This window comes from Pseudomonas paracarnis (genome assembly GCF_904063055.1).
Classification (GTDB): domain Bacteria; phylum Pseudomonadota; class Gammaproteobacteria; order Pseudomonadales; family Pseudomonadaceae; genus Aquipseudomonas; species Aquipseudomonas paracarnis.
The window spans coordinates 396,508-406,452 of record NZ_CAJFCN010000006.1; the positions used below are offsets into that span (position 1 = coordinate 396,508).

Genomic DNA, 9,945 nt, shown 5'->3' on the forward strand with positions numbered 1-9,945 from the left:
AATCCCTACTTTGTTGGGGTGCCGACAGGTTGTTGCAGTTGCGCTTTCCAACGCTCCAGATTGCGCTGCAGCGCGGCTTGAGCGGCACCGGAGGCGGGCAATTCTGTCATCTTTTTCGTCAGCTGTCCGCGAAGCCAAGGATCATTGCAGGCCGAGTTGTGGGAAATCGCCAGGTACAGGCCAGGCTGGTCGACAGGCACCTCATGGGCCACCAGGTCATTACTCATGCCCAGGGTCTGGGCCATGGCCATGCCGGAATAGCGCCCAGCCAGCACGTAGTCCACTTCACCGAGCAACAGTTTCTGGAAAGCCGGCGTCAAATTGGGCAGGCGTTGCAGGTTGAGTTGCTGGCTGGCGAAGGTTTCGAACTCCGCGCTCAAACGCGCACGTTCCGAAACTGCGCCTTTGTGGCCGTGCAAATCGGCGGCGGTGGAATAGACCACGGCTGAATCCTTGCGCGTCCATACCAGGTAGTCGGTCTGCATCAGCGCCGGATGGATGTAGTCGAAGTGGTCCAGCTCACCCAGATTCAGCGGTGCGTCGGCGAGAATGTCCATGCGCCCGCTACGCGCTTCATCCAGGGCCAGGGAGCGTTTGCCACCGTAGAGCAGGTCGATTTTCAGCCCGAGGTCCTTGCCCACTTGTTGCAGCACGTCAGCGGTCGCGCCGATCAGGTGCGTAGGGTCCTGAGGGTCGCGCCAGAGCAAAGGCGGTGCGTCCGGGCTGCCGGTGATTACCAGGCGCTCGCACTTGCCGGCGGCGAGCGTCAGGCTCGGCAGCAGCGTAAGGCCCAGCAGTAAGGCCCAGGGGCGCAGTTCCATGGCAAGACTCTCCCGATCAGTAAAAAAAAACCCGGTCATAAGACCGGGCTCTTTATAAGTGAAGCGGCTGGATTAGACCAGCTTCTCCAATTCAGGTACGGCTTCGAACAAGTCCGCCACCAGGCCATAATCGGCTACCTGGAAGATCGGCGCTTCTTCGTCCTTGTTGATCGCAACGATCACCTTGGAATCTTTCATACCGGCCAAGTGCTGGATAGCGCCGGAGATACCGACGGCGATGTACAGCTGTGGCGCAACGATCTTGCCGGTCTGGCCGACCTGCATGTCGTTGGGTACAAAGCCTGCGTCGACAGCAGCGCGGGAAGCGCCGACCGCAGCACCCAGCTTGTCGGCCAGGGCGTACAGGTGTTTGAAGTTGTCACCGTTCTGCATGCCACGACCGCCGGAAACGACGATCTTGGCAGCGGTCAGTTCAGGACGGTCCGACTTGGCCAGCTCTTCGCCGACAAAGCTGGAAGTGCCAGCGTCGTGGGCAGCGGAGACGGCTTCAACGGCAGCCGAGCCACCTTCGGCAGCAACCGGGTCGAAACCGGTGGCGCGCACGGTGATGACCTTGACCGAGGCGTTGGACTGCACGGTAGCGATGGCGTTACCGGCGTAGATCGGGCGCTTGAAGGTGTCGGCGCTTTCTACCGAGATGATCTCGGAGATCTGGTCAACGTCCAGCTGCGCGGCAACGCGTGGCAGGATGTTTTTGCCGTTGGAGGTAGCGGCGGCCAGGATGTGGCTGTAGCCAGCGCCAAGCTCGGCGACCAGCGGTGCAACGTTTTCCGGCAGCTGATGCGCATAAGCGGCATTGTCAGCGTTCAGGACTTTGCTCACGCCTGCGATTTTCGCAGCGGCTTCAACCACGGCGCCAGCGCCCTGCCCTGCTACCAGGACGTGGATGTCCCCACCGATTTTAGCGGCAGCGGCCACGGTGTTCAGGGTGGCCGGGGCCAGTACCTTGTTGTCGTGTTCAGCGATTACCAAGATAGTCATGATTAGATTACCTTCGCTTCGTTTTTCAGTTTCTCGACCAGTTCAGCCACCGACTTGACCTTGATGCCCGCGCTGCGTGCAGCCGGCGCTTCGACTTTGACGGTCTTGTTGGTAGAGGCGGTGGAAACGCCCAAAGCGTCCGGAGTCAGCGTCTCCAGAGGCTTCTTCTTGGCTTTCATGATGTTTGGCAGGGACGCATAACGCGGCTCGTTCAAACGCAGGTCGGTGGTGACGATGGCCGGCAGTTTCAGGGAAACCGTCTGCGCGCCGCCGTCGATTTCACGGGTAACCGCAACGCTGTCGCCGCTCACTTCGACTTTCGAAGCGAAGGTGCCCTGGCCGTAACCGGTCAGTGCAGCCAGCATCTGGCCAGTCTGATTGTTGTCGCTGTCGATGGCTTGTTTGCCCAGGATCACCAGCTGAGGCTGTTCCTTGTCGACAACGGCCTTGAGCAGTTTGGCAACGGCCAGGGAGGTCAGCTCTTCAGCAGACTCCACCAGAATGGCGCGGTCGGCGCCCAGGGCCAAAGCGGTACGCAACTGCTCTTGGGCAGTGGTCGGCCCGATGGACACCACGACGATTTCCGTCGCCACGCCTTTCTCTTTCAGGCGTACGGCTTCTTCCACAGCGATTTCGCAGAAAGGGTTCATCGACATCTTGACGTTAGCAAGGTCGACGCCGGAATTGTCCGCCTTGACGCGAACTTTCACGTTGTAATCGACAACGCGTTTGACAGCTACAAGAACCTTCATGGATTCCTCGTTACTCTCCGGTGAAAAGAAAGTCGCCTAGGCGAACCTGGCGGTTGATGCTCATCGGCACACAAGGGCACCTCCAAAGACCTCGGCAGTGGCCTTGCACACGGGAAATGACGACCGTTCGTCAGTGGTGACTGAGAGGTCATTCTTTATCGCGGCGTGTAAACTGCGCTCCAACGTTGGGGGGCGCATCACCTTTATTGCCTTCAGCCTGTCTTTGGACGTGCTCTTGAAACCTGCAGTCTGCCTACGGGAAGCGCAAAACCGACCGTATCTTGACCGGAACGCCTATTCTGGTCAATACGGCAAAATGGTCAGTCATAAGCCCCGTTGCTTTGATTTATCTAGGCTGCAGGCAATTCAAACAAACGTTTGTATTGGACGCTGTCAGTGGTCTATATATAATGCGCCACCTAGAGAGACAGGTGGGTGCTGCCTTCGCGCAGAACTACACCGAACCTCCACCCATTAGAAAAAAAAGCCTGTTGAGCCTTGAGTAGGAGATAGCCTGTGGAACGCGAATACATGGAATTCGACGTGGTCATCGTCGGCGCTGGCCCGGCTGGCCTGTCTGCCGCCTGCCGACTGAAGCAGAAGGCCGCCGAAGCCGGTAAGGAAATCAGCGTCTGCGTGGTCGAGAAAGGCTCCGAAGTCGGCGCCCACATCCTCTCCGGTGCCGTGTTTGAACCCCGTGCCCTGAATGAATTGTTCCCGGACTGGAAAGCACTCGGCGCCCCGCTCAACACCCCGGTGGTGCGCGATGACATCTATGTACTGCGCAGCCCGGAAGCCTCCACCAAGGTGCCCGACTTCTTTGTGCCCAAGACCATGCACAACGAAGGCAACTACATCATTTCCCTGGGCAACCTGTGCCGCTGGCTGGCCCAGCAGGCCGAGAACCTGGGCGTGGAAATCTACCCAGGCTTCGCCGCCCAGGAAGCGCTGTTCGACGAGAACGGCGTGGTACGCGGCATCATCACCGGCGACCTTGGCGTTGACCGTGAAGGCAAGCCAAAAGACGGCCTGTACACCCCGGGCATGGAACTGCGTGGCAAGTACACGCTGTTCGCCGAAGGCTGCCGTGGCCACATCGGTAAGCAACTGATCCAGCGCTTCAACCTGGACAGCGACGCCGACGCCCAGCACTACGGCATCGGTCTGAAGGAAATCTGGGAAATCGACCCAGCCAAGCACCAGCCGGGCCTGGTGGTGCACACCGCCGGTTGGCCGCTGGACATCATGGGTAACGAGAACACCGGTGGCTCGTTCCTCTATCACCTGGAAAACAACCAGGTGGTGGTCGGCCTGATCGTCGACCTGTCCTACAGCAACACCTTCCTGTCGCCGTTCGATGAGTTCCAGCGCCTCAAGCACCACCCGGTGCTGGCCCAGTACCTGGAAGGCGGCAAGCGGGTCAGCTACGGCGCCCGCGCGATCTGCAAAGGCGGCCTGAATTCGCTGCCGAAGATGGTCTTCAAGGGTGGCGCGCTGATCGGTTGCGATCTGGGCACCCTGAACTTCGCCAAGATCAAAGGCAGCCATACCGCGATGAAGTCCGGCATGCTCGCCGCCGACGCCGTGGCCGACCGCCTGTTTGCCGAATCCGAGGGCGGCGACGAACTGACCGCGTATGTCGACAGCTTCAAAGCCAGCTGGCTGTATGAGGAACTGTTCGCCAGCCGCAATTTCGGCCCGGCCGTGCACAAGTTCGGCGCGATCATTGGCGGCGGTTTCAACTGGCTCGACCAGAACATTTTCGGCGGCAAGATCCCTTTCACCCTGCACGACACCAAGCCGGACTACGCCTGCCTGAAGCTGGCCAAAGACAGCCAGAAGATCGACTACCCCAAACCCGACGGCAAGTTGAGCTTCGACAAGCTGAGCTCGGTGTTCATCTCTGGCACCAACCATGAAGAAGAGCAGCCGTGCCACTTGAAGCTCAAAGACCCAAGCATCCCGATCGGCACCAACCTGCCGCTCTACGATGAACCGGCGCAGCGCTACTGCCCGGCTGGCGTGTATGAAGTGGTGACCAAGGAAGACGGCGAGAAGCGCTTCCAGATCAACGCCCAGAACTGCGTGCACTGCAAGACCTGTGACATCAAGGACCCTTCGCAGAACATCACCTGGGTGACACCGGAAGGTGCGGGTGGGCCGACTTACCCGAATATGTAAGTCGTTCGCTTAACCCAAAAAGGCTCCCGAGATGGGAGCCTTTTTTGTGGGCGACATCGAAAAAAATGTGGGAGCTGGCTTGCCTGCGATGGCGGCCTTCAGGTGCCAAATGTATGGCTGACCCGCCGCTATCGCAGGCAAGCCAGCTCCCACAATGACCTTGTGGTGTCAGGCGGCCCGCTCTTCACCTGGGTTGCGCAGGAAATAGCGTTTGTACTCCCGGCTGAACTGCGACGTACTCTGGTACCCCACCTTGTGCGCCGCCTGCGCCACACTCATGCCTTCCACCAGCAGCAACTGCTGGGCCTTCAATAACCGCAAGCGCTTGAGGTACTGCACCGGTGACAACAAGGTGCAGCGTTTGAAATGCTCATGAAAGGTCGAGGCACTCATGTGCGCAAATCCGGCCAACGTCTCGATATTCAGCGGCTCGGCGTAATGGGCATGCAGGTGATTCAATGAGGTGGCGATGCGCGAAAACTGCCCCTGTTGTTCCACCAGCGCACGCAACACATCCGCCTGAGGCCCACGCAAGGCGGTGAACAACAATTCGCGCACCCGCGCCGGGCCCATGATCCGGCTTTCCAGCGGATCGTGCAGGCACTGCAACAACCGCTCGACGCAGCCGCGCATCGCATCGTCCAGCACCACCGAACTCATCGATTCCAAGGTCTGCGCGGTCGGCGGTGGCCCGGCCTGCATGCCCATGGCAATCACCAACTCGCCCAACACCACGCGGTCGATGCCTACCGTCACGCCATACAGCGGCGCCTCGGGGGCCATGGCAAAGGTCTCGCATTCGAACGGCACCGGCATCGCCTGGATCAGGTAATGCCCGGCGCCATACTCCAGCGTGCGCGGGCCAAGGTAGGCGACTTTGCTGCCCTGGGCCACGAACATCAGGCTTGGCTCATAGATCTGCGGCCCACGCGCCACATCGCAACTGGCGCGCAGCACCTGCACACCGGGCAAGTGAGTCGGGGAAAAACCGTCGCGGGGCGTGAGCCCTTCGATCAAGGCAACCAGCGTGGCATTGGCGTCCAAATGGCGGGTCAACAGCATGGCAAAAAACTTCGCGAATAAGGGATGACAGCATCATCGCAGGTCTGGCGGCCAATATATCCAAACCTCAGGCACTGCCGGACGAATAGGCATGAGACTCGGAGCATTTGCCATGTTCGCGCCCCCAGGCCGACGCGCAGAATTCGCCACCTCTGCAGTCCAAGCTTTTGTGAGGTTTACTATGTACACCGCCATCGGTTACGCCGCCCAGTCGGCCACCACGCCCCTCGCCCCGATGTCATTTGAACGCCGCAGCCCGCGCGTCGATGACGTGGCCATCGAGATTCTCTACTGCGGCGTGTGCCACTCCGATATCCACCAGGCTCGCAACGAGTGGGGCATCGCCGTGTACCCGTTGATGCCGGGCCACGAAATTGTCGGCAAGGTCACCGCCATCGGCGCCAATGTGACTGCCCATAAAGTCGGCGACCTGGTGGGCGTAGGCTGCATGGTGGACTCGTGCCGTCACTGCGAAGCCTGCCAATCGGACCTTGAGCAATACTGCCTCGAAGGCCCGACCATGACCTATGCCACGCCGGACCGCGTGGATGGCAGCAACACCATGGGCGGTTACTCCGACAGCATCGTGGTCAGCGAACATTTCGTGGTGAAGATCCCGGCCAAGCTCGACCTGGCCAGCGCTGCGCCGATCCTGTGTGCAGGTATCACCACTTACTCGCCGCTCAAGCACTACGGCGTGAAAGCCGGCGATAAAGTCGGGATTCTCGGCATGGGCGGTCTGGGCCACATGGGCATCAAGTTCGCCAAGGCCATGGGTGCCGAAGTGACGCTGTTCACGCGTTCGGCGAGCAAGGCCGAGGAAGGCCGTCGCCAGGGCGCCGACCATGTGATCGTGTCCACTGATGCCGAGCAGATGAAAGCTGCTGCCGGGCACTTCGACTTCCTGCTCGACACCATCCCGGTGCAGCACGACCTGAACCCCTACCTCGATGTGCTGCGCTTTGACGGCGTGCATATCCTGGTCGGCCTGATCGAGCCGGTGGACCCGCCCGTCAACGCCGCCAAGCTGGTATTGGGCCGTAAAGTCTTGGCCGGCTCGCTGATCGGCGGCATTGCCGAAACCCAGGAAGTCCTGGATTTCTGCGCCGAGCACAACATCACCTGCGACATCGAGATGCTCGACATCCGGCAGATCAACGAAGCTTACGCACGCATGATTGCCGGTGATGTGAAGTACCGCTTTGTCATCGACATGGCAAGCCTCAAAGCCTGATCAGGCCTTGGCGCCCAACTCCGCTGACAGCCGGGCTGCGACCTGTTTGATCACAGGAATCAGCTCGGCCATTTTCTCCAGCGGCATGTAGGGCACCGTACTGGCGATGCTGATGCCGGCGACGATGCGCCCGCTGGCATCGCGCACCGGTGCGGCCACGCAGCGGATCGAAGGCTCGTTGTCTTCGAGGTCAAACGCGTAGCCACCCTCGACATACTCATGCATGCGTTGTTCGAGCTGCGCCCAGGATTGCTCCGGGTGCTGCGGCCATTGCAGGCTTTTGCCCGCCGTCGGCAAGCTCGCCTCGTACAAGCGCTGCCACTCCTGCGGCGAGTCATCCAGCATCAACGCCTTGCCGATACCGGTGCGCGCCAACGGCATGCGATGGCCGACCCGCGAGCGCATTTCCGGCCCATTGCGGCCGGGGTTCTTGTGCAGGTAAAGCACCTCGTCGTACTCACGAATCGCCAGGTGAATGGTATCGCCGGTCAGCGCCGACAATTCATCCAGGTAGGGCACCGCCAGGTTCACCAAGGGCAACTCTTCACGGGCCTGGAACCCTAACTCGATCAGCTTGGGCCCCAGCAGATAACCGACCTGGGGCACCACACGCAGGTAACGCTCGTCCACCAGGCAACTGGCCAGGCGGTGCGTCGTGCTGCGCGTGGTGCCGATGCGCCGGGCGATCTCCTTGAGATCCCGCGCACCAGCCGCCACCGCTTGCACCACCCCCAAGCCGCGCAACAGGGTCTGGGTGCCGGTGGGGGCGGCGTCTTTGACGGGGGTGGGGGCGTTTTCCTGCATATCGGGCCTATAAGTATGAAAGCGGGGGCATTATGGCAAATACCGCCCTCCTGAACACAGAAGATCCAAGGTGGGAGCTGGCTTGCCTGCGATGGCGGTGGGTCAATTAAAGATGGGCTGGCTGACACACCGCTATCGCAGGCAAGCCAGCTCCCACAGTTTGATCTTCACAGGGCGAACATCAGCGTTGCTTCATGCGGTCGATGATGACGGCCAGCAAGAGGATCGAGCCACGAATCACATATTGATAAAAGGTATCGATGTTCTTCAGGTTCATCGCATTCTCGATGATCGCCAGAATCAATACCCCGGCAATCACATGGCGGATCATGCCAATGCCGCCGCTCAAGGACACACCGCCCAGCACACAGGCCGAAATCACGGTCAGCTCGAACCCCTGGCCAATCATCGGCTGGCCCGAGGTCATGCGTGACGCGAGGATCACCCCGGCCAAGGCGCCGATCAAACCGTGCACGGCAAAGATAATGATCTTGGTGCGATCGACATTCACCCCCGCGAGTAACGCGGCTTCCTGGTTGCCGCCAATGGCCATGGTGTTGCGCCCGTAGGTGGTGTAATTGAGCAACCAGCCAAAGAACACAAAGCACAGCACGGTGATGATGATCGGCACCGGCACGCCCAGCAGCTGGCCGTTGCCGAACACGAAGAACCCTTCATTCATCACCCCCACCGCCTTGCCGTTGGAGAAGATGTAGGCCAGTCCGCGCACGATCTGCATGGTCGCCAAGGTGGCAATCAACGCGTTGATGCGCAGCTTGGCGATCACAATGCCGTTGATCAGCCCTACCACCAGGCCCATGGCCAAGGCTGCCGACACGCCGAGTGCCACGCTGTCGGTGTCGCGCATCACGATGCCCGCCACCACCCCGGCACAGGCGATCACCGAACCCACCGACAAGTCGAAGTGCCCCGACGCCAGGCAGAACAGCATGGTGCAGGCGGCGATACCCACGGTGGAAATCGCCAGACCGAGGCCGCGCATGTTCAACGGAGACAGGAAGTTATCGATGAACACCGCGCTGAGCACAAAAATGCCCAGCGCCGCCAACAGCATCACCCAATCATCGAGAAATTTGCGCTGATTGAAACCTGGCCAGAAGCCCTTTGCTGTTTTTACCTCAGACATAGCCAAACCCTCTTATTCTTGTTCAAGCCCGCGACTGTGGCAGCGCCAGTTGCAGCAGGCGCGCTTCATCCGCTTGGGCGCGGGGTAACTCACCGGTCAAGGCGCCTTCACTCATCACCAGGATGCGGTCAGAGATGCCCATCACCTCCATCAGGTCGCTGGACACCACAATCACCGCAATGCCGCTGACCGCCAGGTTATGGATGATCTGGTAGATCTCCGACTTGGCGCCGATGTCGATACCGCGGGTGGGTTCATCCAGCAGCAGGACCTTCATCGGCATCGACAACCAGCGGCCAAGAATGGCTTTCTGCTGATTACCGCCGGACAGGTACAGGATTTTCTGCTCGGCATTCGGCGTCTTGACCTTCATGGCCTGGATCTGCCGCTCGGCGTTGCCCTTCTCCCAGCCGTCGCGCAGCAACCAGCCGAACGAGGCGTGGGCGCTGCGGGCGCTGATGTTGATATTTTCCGCCACGCTGGACAGCGGAATGATGCCTTCCTTCTTGCGGTCCTCCGGGCACAGCAGCACGCCAGCGGCGATGGCGTCGCGGGGTGAACGCAACTGCAACGGTTCACCACAGAGTGCCAGGCTGCCGGCGCTGGAGCGTTCCAGGCCGCTGAGCAGGCGCAGGAGCTCTGTGCGCCCTGCCCCCACCAGCCCGAACAGGCCGAGGATCTCGCCTTTGCGTACCTGGAAACTCACCGGCTCACGCAGGCCGGGGCCGAGCAAGCCCTCGACATTGAGCGCCACCTCGTCCTGCTCTCGCGGGCGGTAATCGTAGATGTCCTGAATATCGCGACCGACCATGCAAGTCACCAACTGGTCGTGAGTCAGCGTGCTCATGTCCTCGAAAGTACGCACGTAGCGGCCGTCCTTGAACACCGTCACCGCATCGCAGATACGGAACACTTCTTCCATACGGTGCGACACGTAGAGCA

At 60.5% G+C, this 9,945-nt stretch carries 9 protein-coding genes; 2 read left to right on the forward strand and 7 right to left on the reverse strand.

Annotated elements, in window-relative coordinates; genetic code table 11:
* Positions 1–5 precede the first annotated feature (5 nt).
* The 3 genes from JMV15_RS15970 to JMV15_RS15980 all read right to left on the reverse strand — a co-directional run bounded on the left by JMV15_RS15970 (position 6) and on the right by JMV15_RS15980 (position 2,575).
* Complete coding sequence (locus JMV15_RS15970; protein ID WP_058410706.1) at positions 6–821, reverse strand: substrate-binding periplasmic protein; 816 nt, start codon at positions 819–821, stop codon at positions 6–8.
* 72 nt (positions 822–893) lie between these two features.
* The gene (locus tag JMV15_RS15975; RefSeq protein ID WP_014719537.1) at positions 894–1,823 is read right to left on the reverse strand and encodes an electron transfer flavoprotein subunit alpha/FixB family protein; all 930 of its coding nucleotides are present in this window, start codon (positions 1,821–1,823) and stop codon (positions 894–896) included.
* A gap of 2 nt (positions 1,824–1,825) precedes the next feature.
* Positions 1,826–2,575, reverse strand: coding sequence for an electron transfer flavoprotein subunit beta/FixA family protein (locus tag JMV15_RS15980; RefSeq protein WP_014719538.1), 750 nt, complete (start codon positions 2,573–2,575; stop codon positions 1,826–1,828).
* 516 nt (positions 2,576–3,091) lie between these two features.
* Between JMV15_RS15980 and JMV15_RS15985 the strand changes: the two genes are divergently transcribed.
* Entirely contained in the window at positions 3,092–4,756 is a 1,665-nt protein-coding gene (locus JMV15_RS15985) for an electron transfer flavoprotein-ubiquinone oxidoreductase (protein WP_020301874.1), read from the forward strand.
* A 168-nt stretch (positions 4,757–4,924) separates the two neighbouring features.
* Here the strand turns inward: JMV15_RS15985 and JMV15_RS15990 are convergent, their stop codons facing one another.
* On the reverse strand, positions 4,925–5,818 hold the full coding sequence (locus JMV15_RS15990; RefSeq protein WP_003193483.1) for an AraC family transcriptional regulator: 894 nt from the start codon (positions 5,816–5,818) through the stop codon (positions 4,925–4,927).
* A gap of 181 nt (positions 5,819–5,999) precedes the next feature.
* Here JMV15_RS15990 and JMV15_RS15995 point away from each other — a divergent pair, with 181 nt between their 5' ends.
* Positions 6,000–7,052, forward strand: coding sequence for an NAD(P)-dependent alcohol dehydrogenase (locus JMV15_RS15995; protein ID WP_133633152.1), 1,053 nt, complete (start codon positions 6,000–6,002; stop codon positions 7,050–7,052).
* Here JMV15_RS15995 and JMV15_RS16000 read toward each other — a convergent pair whose 3' ends face one another.
* From JMV15_RS16000 to JMV15_RS16010, 3 genes are all read right to left on the reverse strand, one after another.
* Positions 7,053–7,856, reverse strand: a complete 804-nt coding sequence (locus JMV15_RS16000) for an IclR family transcriptional regulator (protein WP_019820600.1) — start codon at positions 7,854–7,856, stop codon at positions 7,053–7,055. It abuts the gene before it with no gap.
* Between the two features lie 181 nt (positions 7,857–8,037).
* Entirely contained in the window at positions 8,038–9,003 is a 966-nt protein-coding gene (gene araH / locus JMV15_RS16005) for an L-arabinose ABC transporter permease AraH (RefSeq protein WP_014719542.1), read from the reverse strand.
* A 22-nt stretch (positions 9,004–9,025) separates the two neighbouring features.
* On the reverse strand, positions 9,026–9,945 hold a 920-nt coding region (locus JMV15_RS16010), incomplete at its 5' end, for an ATP-binding cassette domain-containing protein (protein ID WP_201491754.1).